Origin of the sequence: Rhizobium sp. ZPR4 (genome assembly GCF_040215725.1) — a bacterium.
Classification (GTDB): Bacteria; Pseudomonadota; Alphaproteobacteria; order Rhizobiales; family Rhizobiaceae; genus Rhizobium; species Rhizobium rhizogenes_D.
Map to the genome: position 1 here is coordinate 3,279,539 of NZ_CP157967.1, position 18,933 is coordinate 3,298,471.

Here is an 18,933-nt window from a genome sequence, read left to right on the forward strand (position 1 = left end):
ATGTCCGACATCAAGAAAGTCGCGATCATCGGCCTCGGCATCGGCCGCTCCCACATAACGGAAGGCTATCTGCCTCACTCTGATCGCTACGAAGTCGCCGTTCTCTGCGATCTCAACGAGGAGCGCCTGAACGCGGTCGGCGATGAGTTCGGCATCGAAAGGCGCGTGAAGGATTTCTCCGAAGTCCTCAACATGCCCGATATCGACATTATCGACATCTGCACGCCGCCCGGCTCGCATTTCCAGCTTATCATGCAGGCGCTTGCCGCCGGCAAGCATGTGGTTTGCGAAAAGCCGCTCGTCGGATCGCTCGCCGATGTCGATGCCGTCATCGCGGCCGAAAAGACAGCCAAGGGCCGGCTGATGCCGATCTTCCAGTATCGCTATGGCGACGGCATTCAGAAGGCCAAGCGCATCATCGCTTCAGGCATTGCCGGCAAGCCCTATGTCGCCACGTCGGAAACGCATTGGGTGCGCGGCGCCGATTACTACGCGGTTCCCTGGCGCGGCAAGTGGGATACCGAGCTCGGCGGCGTGCTGATGACCCACTCGATCCATCTGCACGACATGCTGACCTATCTGATGGGGCCGATCGCAGGCCTCTTCGGCCGTGTCTCCACCCGGGTCAACGACATCGAAGTGGAGGATTGCGCCAGCGCCAGCCTGCTGATGGAAAACGGCGCGCTTGCCACCATCAGCGCCACGCTCGGCTCGCAGGAGCAGATCAGCCGCCTGCGCCTCGCCTTCGAAAATGTCCTGATCGAAAGCAACCATGAGCCATATAGCCCCGGTCAGGACCCTTGGAAGATCGTTCCGGCCAATGACGAGATCGGCGCAAAGATCGACGCGTTGCTGGCCAACTGGTCGCCGATCCCGAACCGTTTCAACACGCAGATGAAACTGTTCCATGAAGCGCTGGTGTCGGGCGGACCGCTGCCGGTGACCACAGTCGATGCCCGCCAGGCGCTGGAGCTGGTCACCGCCTTCTATGAATCATCGGAAACCCGCACCGAAGTCCGCTTCCCCGTCGGGCCGGAAGCCAAGAAATACAAGAGTTGGAGGCCGTCATGAACGTTGCCCCGCGAGCCATCAGGACCAACAAGGAGGGAGCGCCCATGGCGACAAGCGTATCGCTGCAGAAAGTTATCAAGCGCTATGGCGAGCTTCAGGTGGTTCACGGGATCGACCTTGAAATTGAGCCGGGGGAATTCACCGTCTTCGTTGGCCCTTCCGGCTGCGGCAAGTCCACGTTGCTGCGCATGATCGCCGGGCTGGAACCGATCTCTGGCGGCGGGCTTTACCTCGACGGCAGCCGCATGAACGATGTCCCTGCCTCCAAGCGCGGCATCGCCATGGTCTTCCAGTCCTATGCGCTCTACCCGCATATGACCGTCTACAAGAACCTCGCCTTCGGCCTCGAAACCGCGGGCATGAAGAAGCAGGACATCCAGCCGCGCGTCGAAAAGGCCGCCGAGATCCTGCAGATCAAGCAGTTGCTGCAGCGCAAGCCGAAGCAGCTTTCCGGCGGCCAGCGTCAGCGCGTCGCCATCGGCCGCGCCATCGTGCGCGAGCCCAACATCTTCCTCTTCGACGAGCCGCTATCGAACCTCGATGCCGAGCTGCGCGTGCAGATGCGCGTCGAGATCGCCCGTCTGCACCAGCGGCTCGGCAACACCATGATCTACGTTACCCACGACCAGACCGAGGCCATGACCATGGCCGACAAGATCGTCGTGCTCAATGGCGGCAAGATCGAGCAGGTCGGTGCTCCCCTTGACCTCTACAACAAGCCGAAGAACAAATTCGTCGCCGGCTTCATCGGCTCGCCGAAAATGAATTTCCTCGACGCAAAGATCGTCGCCTCCGACGATGGCTCCGCCGTCATCGACCTCGCCGGCCAGACTGTGCGCCTGCCGCGTCGGCTGGGTGGTCTCCAGCCGGGACAGCCCGTCACCCTCGGTGCCCGCCCTGAGCATCTCAACGTCGGCGATCGTGGCGTAGGGCTGGGGAGTGCTCGCGTCGATCTCGTCGAGCACCTCGGCGGCCAGACGATCCTCTATGTCACGCTGCATGGCGGCCAGGCACTGACGGTCGCGCTGGAAGATCAACAGACCATCCGCGCCGGCGAAACGGTCAGCATCCACATCGATCCCGAACGCTGCCATCTGTTTGGGCCTGATGGGGTGACCTTGTAGGAGCATGTTGAAGCAGGTGGAGCTTATCTCGCCCTGACGGGCGAGATAAGCTCCCGTAGTCTCTCACACCTCTACGATCCGCCGACTGCCGATAGAACGGATCTGACCGGATGGAATGACATCGGCTGGAACACCCTCCCGCCGGTACAGGCGAAGCCGTCTGCTGCCGGGCGCAAGATGGAACCAGTCATCCTCGGCCCGATAGGCCTCCAGATCGATCTGTACCGATTGCGCAAAACGGTCGGTACTCAGATCAAGGAACCAATCCTCGCCCTCCTGCACCGCTGATGCCGTGATCTCGGCATCATGGAATGCCTTGCTTCGCCCAAGCGGAAAGTAGAAGGCCTGGGCGACGACCGCGCCGGTCGCCGGGGACGTCAACCGCGCGACCGTGACATCATGCGACGGCGGACCGAAACGGAAGGCGTAGGTCGAATCGAAGAAGGCGCCGAAAAGTTCAGTGCAGGCTATCTTTTGCTTGCCACGGGCCTCAAGCACCAGATCGCGGCCGCCGCCAACGACGATCTGGCGGCCGTCGCGCAAGCAGGAGACCTCGACGGTCAGGTCGAGCGCCGCATCGCTTTCGTTGATGACATGCACATCGAGACCATTCGTGCCCTCGTCCATGAGCAGCACCTGCACCGGCCGGAAGGCGCGGCGCAGCCCGTACCAGACCGGCTTCGGCTCTCCGGTCGCGTCGATCACCCCCCAGCCGGCGCCGGGAAGCAGATCCTGCAGCGTCCAGACGAGCGCGCCGTTGCAGCCGGAACCTTGGCGGCGCCACTCGGCATAGGTCTCTTCGGCGACTTCGCCAGTCACGACACGCGAAAGGTTGAGATAGAGATCCGGGTCTTCCCGCCGCAGTCGGTTTGGCTCGAAACCGTAAAGCTCCTGAAGATAATGATCGCGCACATCCTCGAAATCCCAGGAGGCGCCGCGGTCGCGCGGCACGCGCTCTTTCCATAGCGGGCTATGGACTGCAGGAACGGGAAGATGCTGACCGAGCGTGCGGGCTTGCGGCACATGCGCGAAAGCCAGGCTCTCGGCAGCAAAGCGGGCGTCGGCGCGGCGCGCATCGGCAAGCGGCCGCATATAGGCGCCGACGCCATAATAATGCGTGACGCCGACATTCGAAGAAAACGGCATCGGCCCGCCGGAGGGCGAGTTGACGACATAGGGCACGTCCGGCCGCAGCGATTGCACCAGCGGCGGGATGATCTCCTCGACAACAGGGCTCTTCCAGAACTGTTCCGGCAGGCCCATCATCGCCGCCTGCTGGTGGATCTCGCTGCCGCCGCAAAGAACCGCCAGCGAAGGCGACAGGCGCGTACAGCTCAGAAGCTGCAAGACCTCGGTTTCGACATGGCCATTGAAAGCCTTGTCGTTCTTCGGATAATCGAAATTGGCGAACATGAAATCCTGCCAGACCATCAGGCCGAGTTCGTCGCAGAGACGGAAGAAGTCCAGCGTCTCATAGGCCATGGTGCCGCCGATACGGATCATGTTCATGCCGGCCTCAGCCGCCAGCCGCAGCCAGCTCCGGTAGTCGTCGCTGCTGCCGGGCAGGCGCACGATATCCGCCGTGGTCCACACGGCACCTCGGCAGAAGATCCGTTCGCCATTGACGATCACAGCGAAATCCTGCCCATCGGCGCCGCGATCGACCGACAGCCGGCGAAAACCGGTCTTTCCAAGCGCATGTTCGACGCCATCGACGATGAGCGTCACATCATGAAGCTGCGGCGTGCCATGCGTATGCGGCCACCAGGGCGCCACACCCGGAATTTTCAGGATTGCGGTATAGCGCCCGGGACCGTCCTTCTCGAACGCCTGCTCCGTCTCCCCGCACTTCAGCACCAGCTCGTTGATATCGCCCTCGGCCGTAAGCGAGGCATAGAGCCTGCCCTCGCCGTTTTCCAGCAAGTCCGGCCGCAGGGAGAGATCGCGGATGACGGGCGCGCCCGGCCGCAACAGCGAAATCGGCCGCCACGGGCCGACCGCCTGAACCTCCGGGCACCAGCCGGGCATGTGGCCGAGCAGCGTCGTGCGGACCATCCGCAGGCCCTGCGGCGTGATCATCTGCGGCCGCCAGCGGGCGCGCGGACCGGGCTCGGAAAGCCTCGGCTCCAGCGCGCGGAAGCAAAGCGCCAGCTCGTCCCCGCCAAGCAAGGTAACGTCGACGTCGTGCGCTTCGAACATGCTCTCGGAGACGAGGATTTGCTGGCCGTTCAGGAAGACTTCGCACAGCGTCGCCAGCCCTTCGAGCCGCAAGACCGCCTCGCCGGCCTCCGCATCCACCAGACGGCAGATGTACCAGGCATCGCGGTCATGAAGCGGCTCAGGCTTCGTCCGGTCGAAACGACCGGCCTTTTCCAGGGCTTCCGCCACCGTGCCCGGCACGGGCGCCGGGATGAAGCCTGACGTCAGCGGCACATTGGATGGCGAGATGCAGGTGCCTGCCTCCGTCAATACCAGATTCCATCCTTCGCTCAGCCGCATTCCACCGCCGAGATCCGCCAAGCGCCCGCCCATGACATCTTCCGGGGATTTCCCCCGCCCCAATATTCTCTGAAATAACCCAGCCGTATGACGATCGAACGGAAGCTGCTTAAAGCTTCCGTTCAAGCTCGCTCATCATGGAATCCCACGCATCGGCGGCCGGATCAAGGGCCGTGCGCAGCGGCTCGAATTTCTTGCGTGTGATGGCGCGGGCCAGCTGAAACTGCACCGACTTCGCCGTCTCGGAAATTTTCCGCGCCTCGCCAGCCGCATTGGCCAAATCGGCCGAGAGCCAGTCGAAATGGCTGCCGGCAAGTTCGAAGTTGGCGCCGAGCTGGCGCAGCGTGTTGAAGGCATATTTATGGAAGAAGCCGAAAGGCCGTTCAGCGATCGCTTCTACCTGCGTAGGGAAAACCTCCGCAAAGGCACGGATCGGATTGGCGCCGGGGCGTCGACGGAAATGGAAGGCGAGGAGCTGCCGGGCCGTCTGACGGATCGCAGCTTCGGCCGGTGTCTTCTCCGGAAATTTGGCAAATTCCGTGTAGGGCAGGAACGGCAGATCCTCATCCGTCAGATGCAGCTGGAACAGCCCGTCGAAATCCTCACCGGACAGCTGGAAGAAGCCGCCATTGTGGAAGTAGTCGAGCGTGCGGCCTTCCATGTCGAGCCGGTTGATCGCCACCGTCGTCTTGCCGTGTTCGCGGCGATAACCGACGCCCTGCGTATCCGGCATGAAGAAGGAGTCCATCTCCACCAGGCAGAGCCGGCCACGGCCGATCTGCTCGGCGACATGGTTCTCGACCTTGTCGTAGATCGCAAGTTCGGTGCAGCGCACGCCATAGAGCGCTTCCAGATCCTCAAGTGGCACCTTGAAGAAGGTGAACTGGTCACCTTCGAAATCTTGGCCCACCGTGAAGCCGAGCATGGCTTCCGGCGGCAGCTTCAAGGTCGAAAGCACCTCGATCCAGAGATCGATGTAGCAATTCGTCTCCGGCCACATGCGCTCGCTGTCGTGCAATGCATGCGGCTTGTAGGCGGCGGGATCCAGCCCCTCAAACACGGCAGCCATGGACGCGATCAGCCCCACAGCACCTTGCGCACGCTCTCGGGCCATTCCTCGACGTCGAGACCGTGGGTGTGGAACAGCGCCAGCGCGATGCGCTCCAGGCCGAAGCCGACGCAGGCCGTGTGCACGACGCTGCCATCGGCAAAATTCAGGCCCCATTTCGTCCCGAAGGCATCCTGATGGTAGTTGAAGCTCATGCAGGCGGTCGGGTTGGCAGTCGAGGTGATCGGGATCAGCAGCTCGAACTTCAGGTTCTGGTCGCGCTGGTTGTTGGCCAGCATCTTGCCGGCGCGGCCGAAGAACGGGTCGTTGGCGACGTCGATGGTCACGTCGAGGCCGACGGCCTTCATCATCTCGACGCCGCGATCCATCCAGCTCTGACGGAAGTCGGTCACATGCTTTTCGCTGCCCATGCAGACATATTCGCGCATGCGGAACAGCTGCTGGCGAGCCGGGTCCTTGGAGGGCTCGTGGCGGAAGCAATAGGACTGCAGGTCGAAGAGCGCGCCATCTTCCGAAATGGCGCCACGCTTGGCGACCGTGGGATAAAGCGGATAGCAGGCCGCCGGCGTCAGCACGATATCGGTCGCCTGCTGGTCTTTCGTCCAGTCGTCGCCGACTTCCATGCACTTCAGCAGGCTCATATGGTCGAGCTCGTTGCCGCAGAAACTGTGCACTGTGCCGGCGAGCTGCGGGAAGCTCTTCATGTAGCCGCTGGTTTCGAAGAAGGCACGGTTCATGCCGGGCGGAAAGCGGATGGCTTCGGCGCCATCGGCACCGCCGAACTTGTCGATCAGCCGCTCGAAAGCGGCAATGACGTCTTCGAACTGGCCGCTGCGGCCATAGAGGCCGTCAACGCCGGTGTCGATCAAAAGACCGGAATCGAAAAGACGGTCGAGAAACGAGGATTGCATATCCATGACGGTTACCCCAACAGGCTAGTATCTTGTTTGTGGACGAGCAGCATGGTCGACGTATTGCCGAGAATGCGGTCATTCGAGATCATCAATTGCGCCGAGTGCGCATCGCGCAGGTGGCGGCCGAGGCTGTAGGGCGTACCGTTCTTGTAGCCCATGATGCCGCAGATCAGCATGGCGTGGTTGATGATCGGCAGGATCATCTCGGACGAGGCGATCTTGACGTTGTTCATCGCCACGGCAAAAGCCATCGACGAGAGACGGTCTGCATCGAGCTTCGCCTCTTCATAGGCCTTCAGCCCGGCAACCACGTTGGATTTCACCATCTGCAGCATGCTGGAGGCTTCGGCGAGACGCAGCGCACCGGGCGGTGGTGCGCCGGGAGACTTGCGGGCGGCGGCACGGACGAAAGCCTGCGCGCGGGAAACCGCATCAGCGGCAATGCCGTACCACACGCCGCTCCAGAGCAGATGCGAACTTGCCAGCATCGATTGCGCGGCGATCTCGGCAAACGGCTTCGGCAGGATCTGCTTGGCCGGAGCCTCGCCCTTGAACAGGAAGCCATCGGAGCAGGTGCCGCGCATGCCGAGCGTGTTCCACTCGACGGTGCGCTTGATGTCGTACTGGTCCCTAAGGAAGCAGGTCAGCACCTGATCGGAGGACGCCGCCTCGGCATGGCTGCGTGAGGTAATCAGGATGGCGTCGGCATGGGCGCCGTAGGAAATGACGGTCGCATCCTTTTCAAGGGAGCAGGTGTCGCCTTCGACCTTGATGGCGCAGATGCTGTTGCGCAGGTTACCGCCGATCCCGCCTTCGGTCGTTGCCGAAGCGAGCAGCAGCTGTTCCCTTGCGATACGGCGCATGAAATCGCGGTGCCAGTCGCTCTCGGCGCCGTGCTCGACCAGGCTCGAAAGCTTGATCTGGTGCATGGCGAAAACCATGGCGCTGGCGGCGCAGGCCTGACCGAGTATCGAGCAGAGCTCGGCGATTTCGGTGATCGACGCGCCCTCGCCGCCGAGATCGGCGGGGATCTGCATGGAGAGCAGCTTTTCGGCGCGCATCGCGTCGACGGCTTCGCGTGGGAACCGACCCTCGGCATCGACGGCATCGGCGTGTTGGCTGGCGATCGCTGCGACACGGGCGGCGCGCACCGCCGCTCCCTCGCCCGTCCCAACCTCAAGTATAGCGACCGCCGCAGTCATTACGCGACCTTTCTACTGTCGAGGATCATGCCGACGGTTCTTTCGATCGCGGCGATGCTGGCGAAGGACTTGCGGTTCAGCAGATTGTCGGGAAACTCGATATCGAAGGCTTCCTCGATGCCAAGCATCAACTGCACGGAAGCGAAGGAAGACAGTCCGGTTGCGTAGAGATCAGCATCGTCTTCAATCTGATCGATAGCAACGGGAAGCGCGCCGAACTTGGCCAGCAAATCGCGAATCGTCTTGTTCATAGTCTAGTCCCTTCTGGCAATGGTAAGCATAACCGCAGTTATACAGTCTTATCGTTCACCAAGAAGTAACAGGCAAAATAGAACATTCCGCTAAGCGACGTGGTAAATACAAACAACTTATAATTCGTAGAAAATTGCTATATTCTAGATTTTTCTGATTGAAATTTACCAAACGTAAGCCATCTAAGGCGCGGCCCGCACACAAATATCAACAATAACTAATATGAAGGCGTAATGATTTCTGGAAAGAACCGGGCGCCAAGAAGGTTAACGCTCCAAAATTCGCCACTACGTTTTATTCAAAAAACGTCATCACAATCAGAGCGTCAGTAAACTATAGACTTGCGCAGCGGCATTTAACCTTCCGGCGGATAAATGTGCTCACCGCCGCGATAGTCCGAAACCGAATAGCAACCTTCGCGCAACTCGCGAACCGAGCCTTGGCCGATGTCGGCCTTGCCGTAGCCACCCGGTATATCGAGAATATAGGTCGGTTGGCAAAGGCCCGAGATGCGGCCGCGCAGCGCCGCAACGATCGCCTGTCCCTCGGCGATGCCAAGGCGGAAATGGCTGGTGCCGGGCGCGAGGTCGGGATGGTGCAGATAATAAGGCTTTACCCGCGTTTCGACGAAAGCCTTCATCAGCGCCGCCAGCACATCGGGATCGTCGTTGACGCCCTTCAGCAGAACCGACTGGCTGACAAGCACGATGCCCGCATCGACCAGCCGGGCGCAGGCAGCCCGCGCCTCCTCCGTCAGCTCGCGTGAATGATTGGCATGCAGTGCGACATAGATGGTCTTACCGCTCGCCTTCAGCGCCGCGATCAGCGTCGCATCGACCTTCGAGGGATCGACGACGGGGATGCGCGTGTGGAAGCGGACGATCTTCACATGGTCGATATCGGCAAGCTGCCTCAAGATCTCTTCGAGCCGCCGCGGCGAAAGCACCAGCGGATCGCCGCCGGTAAGGATAACCTCCCAGATCTCCCTGTGCTCGCCGATATAGGCAAAGGCGCCGTCGAGCGCATCGCCGTCCAGCGTGCCGAGCCCTTGCGGTCCGACCATCTCGCGGCGGAAGCAGAAGCGGCAATAGACCGGGCAGACATGCACGGCTTTCAGAAGCACGCGGTCCGGATAGCGATGCACGATACCTTCGACCGGGCTATGCGCGTGATCGCCAATCGGATCGGCGCGCTCCTCGGGCGTGACGATGAGTTCCGCCGCATCAGGCACGAACTGCCGGGCAATGGGATCGGCGGGGTTCTCGGGGTCGATGAGACGCATCACGGTCGGCGTCAGGGCAACGGCATAGCGCTCCGCTACCACTTCGAGCGCAACTGCCTGGTCGGCATCGATCAGCCCGGCACGTTCAAGCTCGCCGATGGTCCGGATCGGGCGCATCACATTCATGCGTCATACTCCACAACCGGCGCCCAGAGCACCTGCTCGATCCGCGAGGCGCCGGTTGCCAGCATGACAAGCCGGTCAAAGCCGAGCGCGATGCCGCTCGCCTCGGGCATGACCGCGAGCGCTTCCAGAAACTCCTCGTCCAGCGGATAGGTCTCGCCATAGACGCGCTGCTTTTCCGCCATCTCGATCTCGAACCGGCGGCGTTGCTCCTCGGCATTGGTGAGCTCGCCGAAGGCATTGGCAAGCTCGACGCCACAGGCATAGAGCTCGAACCGCTCAGCAACGCGATGATCCCCGGCCGAGGGCCGCGCAAGTGCTGCCTCGGAGACGGGATATTCGTCAAGAATCGTGGCACGGCCGAAGCCTAGATTCGGCTCGATCTTCTCGACCAGCACTCGGCTGAAGAGGTCCTGCCACAGGTCGTCCTCCGCCACGCGCATACCGGCCTGGCGCATATCCGCCGCCAGGCGCTCGCGATCCGTCGACCCATCGAGGCCGATAGAGGCAAAGAGATCGATGCCGGCATAGCGCTCAAAGGCGGCCGCAACACTGATGCGATCGGGCGTAAGGAACGGATCAATCTCGGCGCCGCGATAGCTCAGTTTTTTAGCCCCCACCGTTTCCGCAGCAAGTGCCAGCAGCGCGGAGCAATCGGCCATCAAGGCCTCGTAGCTCTCACTCGCCCTGTACCATTCGAGCATGGTGAATTCCGGATGGTGCAGCGGCCCACGCTCGCGATTGCGGTAGACATGGGCAAAGCACGCGATGCGCTCTTCGCCGGCCGCAAGCAGCTTCTTGCAGGCAAATTCCGGCGATGTGTGCAGATAAAGCGGCAAAGCCTTGCCGTCTGTCGTCAGCGCCTCGGTCTCGAAAGCATGCAGATGCGCCTCGTTCCCGGGTGACACCTGCAGCGTCGCCGTATCCACCTCGATGAAGTCGTTGCGCGCAAAGAAAACCCGCAGCGCCGCCTGGATGGCATTGCGGCCGATGAGGAACGGCCGCCGGTCCGCATGGACATTGCGGGTCCACCAGGGGGACGCTTTGCTCGTCTTTGGCTTCATTCCTAGCTTTCTTCCGCGCACCGGCCACGTTGGGGGGTGGCAATTTCCGTTGATTTAGGGTAGTTGCGCCCCCAAGCAAACAAAAGCTGCGTCTCGGAGAGCATTCAGACAGTCCCTCTACGACGCAAAACGCAGCGTTACAAGGAAGTCTTATGGTCAAGGTCATCGCCTCTTCCGTCCGCAAGGGCAACGTTCTCGACGTCGACGGCAAGCTCTACGTCGTTCTCACCGCTCAGAACTTTCATCCGGGCAAGGGCACTCCAGTCACCCAGGTCGACATGCGCCGCATCGTCGATGGCGTGAAGGTCTCCGAGCGTTGGCGCACCACCGAGCAGGTCGAGCGCGCTTTCGTCGAAGACGTGAACTTCCAGTATCTCTATGAAGACGGCGAAGGCTTCCACTTCATGAACCCGGCCACCTACGACCAGGTCGTCGTCGACGTTGAAACCATGGGCGACCAGAAGGCCTATCTGCAGGAAGGCATGACCTGCATCCTGTCGATCCATGAAGGCATTCCGCTGGCACTCGAACTGCCGCGCCACGTGACGCTCGAAATCACCGAGACCGAACCGGTCGTCAAGGGCCAGACGGCATCGTCTTCCTACAAGCCTGCCATACTGTCGAACGGCATCCGCACCCTGGTGCCGCCGCACATTACCGCCGGCACCCGCGTCGTCATCGCCACGGAAGACAATTCCTACGTCGAGCGCGCCAAGGACTGAGCGATCAGCTTCTTTCCGTATTGAAAAACGCCCCGTCCCGGTGACGGGGCGTTTTTCGTTTTGGGCAAATTGAAGCCAGAGCGGCGGCGATGCGAGGACTTACCCTGCCGCCCTAGTTACGGCGCGCTTGGTTACGGTGCACTGGCCTTTTTCTCATCCGTCTGCGCAGCACCGGCAGTTTCGGCAGGCGTTGGCATATCGGTGCTGTGCTCATGCGGAGCCAAGGACTGCAGGTGCAGGACGCGCGGCGACATGGCGTGCATGAAAGCATCGGAGCGGCCGATATAGATCAGGGTTGCATCCTCCAGTTCTGCCAGCAGAGCAAAGGCCTTCGCCTGAACTTCGGCCTCCAGCCCTTCCAGGGCATCGTCGAAAACGACCCATTTCGGCTTCGCGAGCAGCAGATGCGCAAAGCCGACGGCCTTCTGTTCTTCTGTGTCGAGCAATCGATCCCAGCGGGCCTGCGTGTCGAGACGGCTCTTCAGGCGGCCAAGCCCCACCTTGTCGATGACGGTATCGACGGCGGCATCGTCATAGGCGTCCCGATCGTCCGGAAAACAGATTGCCTCCCTGAGCGTGCCGGTCGGCACATAGGGCGTGTGCGGCACAAACAGCATATCGTCCATCGGTGGCAGGCTGACCGTGCCGGAACCGCTGTACCATTGATGCGCCAGCACCTCGAACAGCAGCCTGCGGTTCACGCCGTGATCGCCGTTGATCATCACATGCTCGCCAGCATTGATCGTCACGGTACCTTCCGCGATCCGGAAGCCGTTTTCCGTCGCCTCGTCATTGGTCTTCGTCGAAATCTCCAGATCGGTCCAAACCATCGTGCCCGGTGCCGCCTTTTCGAAGACGAGGGTGTGCGGCATCGGCGTCTTGTCGTCCATTTCCGTCAGCGCCTTGCGGAAATCGGTCACGCGCATCAGCGTGGCACGCCATTCGGCAATCGGGCCGAAATTGGCGACATACCAGCGCAGCGCGGAATTGACCTGATTGAAGGCGCCAACCGCCACCATCAGCTGGCCGAAGGTCAGGCCGCCGGAGAAATAGGCGGGCGCGGCAACGAGGATGGGAATGATCAGCACCAGCCAGCCGTAGCCGGCAGAAACCCAGGTAAGATTGGTATTGGCAATGGCGAGCTGGCGGATGACGGCAAGCACGGCTGATATATCGAGATTGATCCGCCGGCGCTCGTTCTCCTCGCCGCCGGCAATCGTGATCGCCGGCATGTGCTCGTTGGCATGCATGAGCGCGAAGCGCAGCTCAGCCTCCTTCGAATAGCGATCCGCGTTCAGCCGCACCAGACGGCGGCCGACGAATTGACTGAGGAAGGACGCCGATCCGGCATAAAGGATCGCCGCCCAGACCATATAGCCCGGAATGGAGAAGCTCATGCCCCTGAGGTGAAAAACCATGCCGCTGGAGAGCTCCCAGAGCACGCCGATGAAGCTCAAAAGCAGGATCGTCGCCTGCACCAGGCCGATGGCCAGACCGGTCGAGCTTTCGGCAAGATTGCGGGCGTCCTCATGCAGCCGCTGGTCGGGATTGACGCCGATAAGACCGGAGGAAGCAAGGCGAAGCGCACGCTTGGCCTGCAGCCATTGATCGACCAGATCGCGCGCCAGCCCTTCGCGCATATAGAGCGCGGTCATCTGGTTGAGCCAGGCCTGGACGACGTTGAGGACCAGCAGCGAGCCAGCTATGATGCCGAAGACGCCGAGCTGATGGAAGAAAGCGGAAATATCGCGCCTTGCCAGCGAATCGTAGAAGGGCGCATTCCAGCTATTGAGCAGCACCTGGACATAGGCCGTGACCAGAATGATCACGAAGAGCGCGACAGTCAGGGAAATGATCTTGATGCGAACAGCCGAATTCCAGAAAGCGGAGAACATCATCCTCAGCCGAAAGAAAAGGCTCAAATCGTATCCGACCTGTTCGTTTCCCTGGATATTCGGCTTGGCTTGCTTTTCAACTGCCATCAGCACTTCCCTGCGACGCGTCCCGTCAGTTAATCATGACCCGCCCTCATGTCCACCCTTGCAATAGATCGGTGGGATCACATTCCTATATACACGGTTTCGCGTCTTGAACCGAATAAGGTCAGCAATTAGCTTGCACTCGAAAGATTGAGAAAGCCTTCCGATGCAATTCCAGGGAACTGCCGACTATATCGCCGACAAGGATCTGATGGTCGCCGTCAACGCCGCCATAAGACTGGAGCGCCCGCTTCTGGTAAAGGGCGAGCCCGGTACGGGCAAGACCGAACTTGCACGCCAGGTGGCCGCCGCCCTCGGCCTCGACCTTATCGAATGGAATGTCAAATCGACGACGAAGGCCCAACAGGGTCTCTACGAATACGATGCAGTCTCTCGCCTGCGCGACAGCCAGCTCGGCGACATCAGAGTTCATGATGTCAGGAACTATATCCGCCAGGGCAAGCTCTGGCAGGCCTTCACCTCACCGAAGAAGTGCGTGCTGCTGATCGACGAGATCGACAAGGCCGATATCGAATTCCCGAACGATCTCCTGCAGGAACTCGACCGCATGGAATTCCATGTCTACGAGACCGGCGAAACGATCCAGGCCGCGATCCGCCCGATCGTCATCATCACCTCGAACAACGAGAAGGAATTGCCGGATGCCTTCCTGCGCCGCTGTTTCTTCCACTATATCCGTTTTCCCGACATGGAGACGCTGAAGCGCATCGTCGAGGTGCATTATCCCGGCATCAAGCAATCACTCGTCCATGCGGCGCTGACGCAATTCTTCGAAATTCGAGACGTGTCGGGCCTGAAGAAGAAACCCTCGACCTCCGAAGCCCTCGACTGGATTCGCCTGCTGGTCGCCGACGACGTCGATCCCGAAACGCTGCGCGCCGATGCGAAGAACGCGCTGCCGAAGCTGCATGGCGCATTGCTGAAGAACGAGCAGGATGTCCATCTCTTCGAACGGCTGGCCTTCATGGCGCGAGGGCAAGGAAAATAATGCAGCCGGATGCCGTCAAGGTCCTGATCTACGCCGTTCGGGATGGACATTTGCTTGTCTTCGACGAGCCGGATTTCCCAACGATCGAACCGCAGGTGCCGGGCGGTACGGTCGAGGAAGGCGAAGATCTGGCTCTGGCAGCAGCGCGCGAATTTGCCGAGGAGACCGGATTGATTGCGGATGCCATTCATCCCCTCGGCGTTAGTGATTATCGATTTGAAAAGAATGGGCGTAGCCATCTCTATCGCCGGCATTATTTTCGCTGCCATGTGCCTGAAGCGACACCGGCCGAATGGCATCATTTCGAAACGATGCCCTTTGGCGGCGGCGAACCCATCCGCTTTCGCTTTTTCTGGATACCGGTTGCCGAAGCGCGGAAGCGCCTGGGCTACGACATGGACGCACTTCTCGACCATCTGTGAGGGAGAAACGACACCAGAGAGCGGCCGCACGGGCGACCCGTTAGCCCATTGACCCGCCGGAATGACAGGTTTATGAAATCTCTCTCGTGGTGATTTGGCCGGCCGGCTTGCAGCCACGTTAAATAAGTCGCTAAAGGGCCGCGTGCGGACCGGTAGCGATTCATGATCGCGGCCGGTTTTTTTGTATTTGGCGAGTGAAAAGATGCCCATCAAGATTCCCGATACGCTCCCCGCGTTTGAAACCCTTCAGAATGAGGGTGTGCGGGTGATGACCGAAACGGTGGCGTTCCGTCAGGATATCCGCCCCCTTCAGATCGGGCTCTTGAACCTCATGCCGAACAAGATCAAGACCGAGGTCCAGATGGCGCGCCTGGTCGGCGCATCGCCGCTGCAGGTGGAGTTCTCGCTGGTGCGCATCGGCGCGCACAAGGCAAAGAACACCTCCGAGGAGCATCTGCTTGCTTTCTACGAGACCTGGGAAGAAGTGAAGCACCGCAAGTTCGACGGCTTCATCATCACCGGCGCGCCGATCGAGCTGCTGAACTATGAAGACGTCACCTACTGGAAAGAGATGCAGGAGATCTTCGAGTGGACCGCCACCAACGTCCATTCGACGCTGAACGTCTGCTGGGGCGCGATGGCGGCGATCTACCATTTCCACAACGTGCCGAAATATACGCTGACGGAAAAGGCCTTTGGCGTCTATCGCCACCAGAACCTGAAACCCTCCTCAGTCTATCTCAACGGCTTCTCCGACGATTTCGCCATTCCGGTCTCGCGCTGGACCGAGGTAAAGCGCACCGACATCGAAAAAGTGCCCGGCCTGCAGATCCTGATGGATTCGAGCGAAATGGGCGTCTGCCTCGTGCACGAACAGGCCTGCAACCGGCTCTACATGTTCAATCACGTGGAGTATGATTCCACCTCGCTGGCGGACGAATATTTCCGCGATGTGAATGCGGGCGTGCCGATCAAGATGCCGCACAACTACTTCCCGCATAACGACCCGGAAATCTCCCCGCAGAACCGGTGGCGCAGCCACGCGCATCTGTTCTTCGGCAACTGGATCAACGAGATCTACCAGACCACGCCGTATGATCTGGAGGAGATCGGCCAGGAAAGGACCTGAGGCTTGTTCATTCCCTTCTTCCTGAAACTGAAGGAAGCGAAGGTGCCGGTGACGCTCCGGGAATTCCTGTCGCTGCTCGGGGGAATGGAAGAAGGGATTGCCGATTACGACGTCGAGGCCTTCTACTATCTAGCCCGCGCGACGCTGATCAAGGACGAGCGCTTCATCGATCGCTTCGATCAGGTCTTCGCCGACTATTTCCGCGGCGTGGAAGCGATCGGCGGCAATACCGAGGGCGATGTGGTCGAGCCGAGGGCCATACCCGAGGAATGGCTGCGCAAGCTCACCGAGCGGTATCTGACCGAAGAGGAAAGACGAGAGATCGAGGCGCTCGGCGGCTTCGACAGACTGATGGAGACGCTGCGTGAGCGGCTGGCCGAGCAGAAGGGCCGGCACCAGGGCGGCTCGAAGTGGATCGGCACGGCAGGCACCTCGCCCTTCGGCGCCTATGGCTACAATCCGGAAGGCGTGCGCATCGGCCAGGAAACATCGCGCCACCGCCGCGCGGTAAAAGTCTGGGATCGGCGCGACTTCCAGAATCTCGACGACGGCGTCGAGCTCGGCACCCGCAACATCAAAGTGGCGCTGAAACGCCTGCGCCGCTGGGTGCGCGAGGGGGCAGCCGAGGAGCTGGATCTCTTCGGCACCATCCGCTCCACCGCCGAGCATGGCTATCTCGACGTCCAGACGCGGCCGGAGCGCCGCAACGCCGTCAAACTCCTGATGTTCTTCGATGTCGGCGGCTCGATGGACGACCATATCCGCGTTGTCGAGGAACTCTTCTCCGCCGCCCGCGCGGAGTTTCGTCACATGGAATATTTCTACTTCCACAACTGCCTCTATGAAGGTGTCTGGAAGGACAATCGCCGCCGGCGCGTCGACATTACTGCAACGACGGACCTGATCCGCACCTTCGGCCCCGACTACCGTGTCGTTTTCGTCGGCGACGCCTCGATGAGCCCCTACGAGATCACACAGCCCGGCGGCTCGGTCGAGCATTGGAACAAGGAGGCAGGGCAAGCCTGGCTCGCCCGGATGACCGGCCATTTCCGCAAATGCATCTGGATCAACCCCGTGCCGGAAAGCTATTGGGGCCATACGACCTCGATCTCGATGATCCGGCGGCTGATGAGCGACCGCATGTACCCTCTGACACTCGGCGGGCTGGAAAAGGCGACGCGGGAATTATCGCGCTGAATGTTCAGCATTTGCCTCTCGCGGCGCCACCAAATAACCACAACCATTTGTAGAAAGAGAAGGATGATAGATACCTCCCCGCATCTTCGGGGAAATCGGTGGAGATATGCGTGCACTACGCTGTGAAATTTCTTCTCTTCATCGCAACCATTTTGCTCGTTTCGCAGCAAGCAAGATCCGAAGAAGGGGGCTTCTCCGGACAATGGGAACAGATCGACTCCAACGCCAGCGTCGGTGAAAAGTGCCGCATGGGAATAATCAGGCAGGGCAGGTTTATGAGGATCAGCACCAGCAATGGCTGGAGCGCTACTGCGGAGACGAGCAGTTATGGAAACGCGAGTTACGCGGCGGGTATAGGACGCTGGAGCTCCTATATGGAAAAATACGGTCAAAAGGCGTTCCATATCCTTCTCGCCGTTCGCGGTGACAGGTTGATGGTGATCATGGAGGCCGAAAAAGCGGATGGGTCGAACCAATTAATTCGCACGCTTTTCAGCAGACAGACAACCAACTCTCTTCACGACAAGCCGGACGGATCAGGACGAAATCGACTGCCTTTCTTATGCGCCTCACATTCACAGCATAACGTGTCAGTCTACTAGTTATGGGCAAAGCCTAATCAGACCTTGCTCCCTTTCCACCCGCCCCTAAATTTCGCCATCGGACTGGTTGCGGAACGACGAGAATGGGGGCAGGGTCTGGCCTCACATACTCAAAAGCAATGGATGAGTTGATATGACGGAAAGCACTTTGCAGCGGGAAGTTTTTGGGACGACAGCCGATGGAGATACGGTCTATCGCGTCAAGATCGTCGGTGGCGGGTTAACCGCGCACATCATGTCGTGGGGCGCGGTCATCCAGGATCTTCGCCTTGAGGGCCACGAGCCCTCGCTCCTGCTCGGCTTTGACGATTTTGCCGATTATCCCGCCCATTCCTCCTATTTCGGCGCCACGCCCGGTCGCTGCGCCAACCGCATCGGCGCCGGCCGCTTCACGCTGGATGGCAAGGAGTATCAACTCGAGCTCAACGAAAAGGGTGTCACTCACCTGCACGGCGGCAAGGACAATATCGCCAAGCGCAACTGGACGATCGTCGAGCACGATACCGACCGCGTGGTCCTGAAGATCGTCGATCCCGATGGCCGCGCCGGCTATCCCGGCAACTGCGCGATCCAGGCGACCTACCGGGTACATGGCAACGGCGAACTGTCGGTCACCTACGAATCCACAACCGACCAGCCGACCCTCGCCAATGTCTGCCAGCACGCCTATTTCAATCTCGACGGCCGCGACGATGCGCTCGGCCACGACATCATGATCGCCGCCGATCACTACACGCCGACGGACGACAAGCAGGTCCCGACCGGCGAGATCCGCTCCGTCGAGAGCACCGTCTTCGATTTCCGCGAGATGTCGCCGATGAAGCGCTTCGACGGAAGCGAACAGGCGCTTTACGACCACAATTTCTGCCTGTCGACCGAACGCACCGCCAAGCGCTCCGTCGTGCTCGCCCGCAGCGTCAATTCCGGCGTATCGCTTGAGGTCCGCACCACCGAGCCCGGCGTGCAGTTCTATACCGGCTTCAAGCTCGATGTGCCGGTTCCCGGCCATGACGGCCGCAAGATCGGCCCGTTCGCCGGCTTCTGCCTGGAGACGCAGGTCTGGCCCGACGCTATAAACCACGAAGGCTTCCCAAATGCCGTGCTCCGCCCGGGCGAAGTATTGCGGCAGGAAACGGATTACATTTTCACCAAGAACTGAACCGGGCGCGCGCCGCTTTCCTGACATTCGGCCGGGCGTCCCAAGCGCCCGGCCGATTCTTTTTTGCGCTTCGACCAGATTCATCTTGTGAATTGGTTCTAAATAGGTTCTATA

General features: G+C 60.5%; 17 protein-coding genes and 1 riboswitch. Of the genes, 9 read left to right on the forward strand and 8 right to left on the reverse strand.

Annotation, left to right across the window (positions count from 1 at the left end; genetic code table 11):
- Positions 1–1,071: a Gfo/Idh/MocA family oxidoreductase gene (locus ABOK31_RS15840; RefSeq protein WP_349956640.1), complete on the forward strand. Its 1,071-nt coding sequence runs from the start codon at positions 1–3 to the stop codon at positions 1,069–1,071.
- Between the two features lie 44 nt (positions 1,072–1,115).
- Entirely contained in the window at positions 1,116–2,195 is a 1,080-nt protein-coding gene (gene ugpC, locus ABOK31_RS15845; protein ID WP_174173338.1) for a sn-glycerol-3-phosphate ABC transporter ATP-binding protein UgpC, read from the forward strand.
- 63 nt (positions 2,196–2,258) lie between these two features.
- On the opposite strand, the gene ABOK31_RS15850 is transcribed toward ugpC, so the two are convergent.
- The 7 genes from ABOK31_RS15850 to epmA form a co-directional block, all read right to left on the reverse strand.
- Positions 2,259–4,727: a glycoside hydrolase family 2 protein gene (locus ABOK31_RS15850; protein ID WP_349956641.1), complete on the reverse strand. Its 2,469-nt coding sequence runs from the start codon at positions 4,725–4,727 to the stop codon at positions 2,259–2,261.
- A gap of 76 nt (positions 4,728–4,803) precedes the next feature.
- Positions 4,804–5,763 carry a DUF1839 family protein gene (locus ABOK31_RS15855; RefSeq protein WP_349956642.1) on the reverse strand — a complete coding sequence of 320 codons (960 nt, stop codon included), beginning with the start codon at positions 5,761–5,763 and terminating at the stop codon, positions 4,804–4,806.
- 8 nt (positions 5,764–5,771) lie between these two features.
- The gene (locus ABOK31_RS15860; protein WP_349956643.1) at positions 5,772–6,680 is read right to left on the reverse strand and encodes an amino acid--[acyl-carrier-protein] ligase; all 909 of its coding nucleotides are present in this window, start codon (positions 6,678–6,680) and stop codon (positions 5,772–5,774) included.
- A gap of 5 nt (positions 6,681–6,685) precedes the next feature.
- Complete coding sequence (locus ABOK31_RS15865; protein ID WP_349956644.1) at positions 6,686–7,879, reverse strand: acyl-CoA dehydrogenase family protein; 1,194 nt, start codon at positions 7,877–7,879, stop codon at positions 6,686–6,688.
- Positions 7,879–8,130: an acyl carrier protein gene (locus tag ABOK31_RS15870; protein WP_075853503.1), complete on the reverse strand. Its 252-nt coding sequence runs from the start codon at positions 8,128–8,130 to the stop codon at positions 7,879–7,881. The genes ABOK31_RS15865 and ABOK31_RS15870 overlap by 1 nt, the downstream gene beginning before the upstream one ends.
- A 356-nt stretch (positions 8,131–8,486) precedes the next feature.
- Positions 8,487–9,539 (reverse strand): lysine-2,3-aminomutase-like protein, encoded by a 1,053-nt coding sequence (locus ABOK31_RS15875; protein WP_349956645.1) that lies wholly within the window; start codon positions 9,537–9,539, stop codon positions 8,487–8,489.
- Complete coding sequence (epmA, locus tag ABOK31_RS15880; RefSeq protein WP_349956646.1) at positions 9,536–10,600, reverse strand: EF-P lysine aminoacylase EpmA; 1,065 nt, start codon at positions 10,598–10,600, stop codon at positions 9,536–9,538. The genes ABOK31_RS15875 and epmA overlap by 4 nt, the downstream gene beginning before the upstream one ends.
- A 152-nt stretch (positions 10,601–10,752) precedes the next feature.
- Between epmA and efp the strand changes: the two genes are divergently transcribed.
- Positions 10,753–11,322, forward strand: coding sequence for an elongation factor P (efp, locus tag ABOK31_RS15885; protein WP_047634353.1), 570 nt, complete (start codon positions 10,753–10,755; stop codon positions 11,320–11,322).
- A gap of 131 nt (positions 11,323–11,453) precedes the next feature.
- Here the strand turns inward: efp and ABOK31_RS15890 are convergent, their stop codons facing one another.
- Complete coding sequence (locus ABOK31_RS15890; RefSeq protein WP_349956647.1) at positions 11,454–13,304, reverse strand: ABC transporter ATP-binding protein/permease; 1,851 nt, start codon at positions 13,302–13,304, stop codon at positions 11,454–11,456.
- A 163-nt stretch (positions 13,305–13,467) separates the two neighbouring features.
- Here ABOK31_RS15890 and ABOK31_RS15895 point away from each other — a divergent pair, with 163 nt between their 5' ends.
- The 6 genes from ABOK31_RS15895 to ABOK31_RS15920 all read left to right on the forward strand — a co-directional run bounded on the left by ABOK31_RS15895 (position 13,468) and on the right by ABOK31_RS15920 (position 18,819).
- On the forward strand, positions 13,468–14,310 hold the full coding sequence (locus tag ABOK31_RS15895; protein ID WP_349956648.1) for a MoxR family ATPase: 843 nt from the start codon (positions 13,468–13,470) through the stop codon (positions 14,308–14,310).
- Positions 14,310–14,732, forward strand: coding sequence for an NUDIX domain-containing protein (locus tag ABOK31_RS15900; protein WP_349956649.1), 423 nt, complete (start codon positions 14,310–14,312; stop codon positions 14,730–14,732). The genes ABOK31_RS15895 and ABOK31_RS15900 overlap by 1 nt, the downstream gene beginning before the upstream one ends.
- A gap of 76 nt (positions 14,733–14,808) precedes the next feature.
- A riboswitch (SAM riboswitch) is annotated at positions 14,809–14,886 on the forward strand.
- Positions 14,887–14,934: 48 nt separating this feature from the next.
- The gene (gene metA / locus ABOK31_RS15905; protein WP_349956650.1) at positions 14,935–15,861 is read left to right on the forward strand and encodes a homoserine O-succinyltransferase; all 927 of its coding nucleotides are present in this window, start codon (positions 14,935–14,937) and stop codon (positions 15,859–15,861) included.
- A 3-nt stretch (positions 15,862–15,864) separates the two neighbouring features.
- Complete coding sequence (locus ABOK31_RS15910; protein ID WP_349956651.1) at positions 15,865–17,058, forward strand: VWA domain-containing protein; 1,194 nt, start codon at positions 15,865–15,867, stop codon at positions 17,056–17,058.
- A gap of 110 nt (positions 17,059–17,168) precedes the next feature.
- A complete protein-coding gene (locus tag ABOK31_RS15915; protein WP_349956652.1) occupies positions 17,169–17,660 on the forward strand; it encodes a hypothetical protein in 492 nt (163 codons plus the stop codon).
- Between the two features lie 133 nt (positions 17,661–17,793).
- Entirely contained in the window at positions 17,794–18,819 is a 1,026-nt protein-coding gene (locus ABOK31_RS15920; protein WP_349956653.1) for an aldose epimerase family protein, read from the forward strand.
- Positions 18,820–18,933 lie beyond the last annotated feature (114 nt).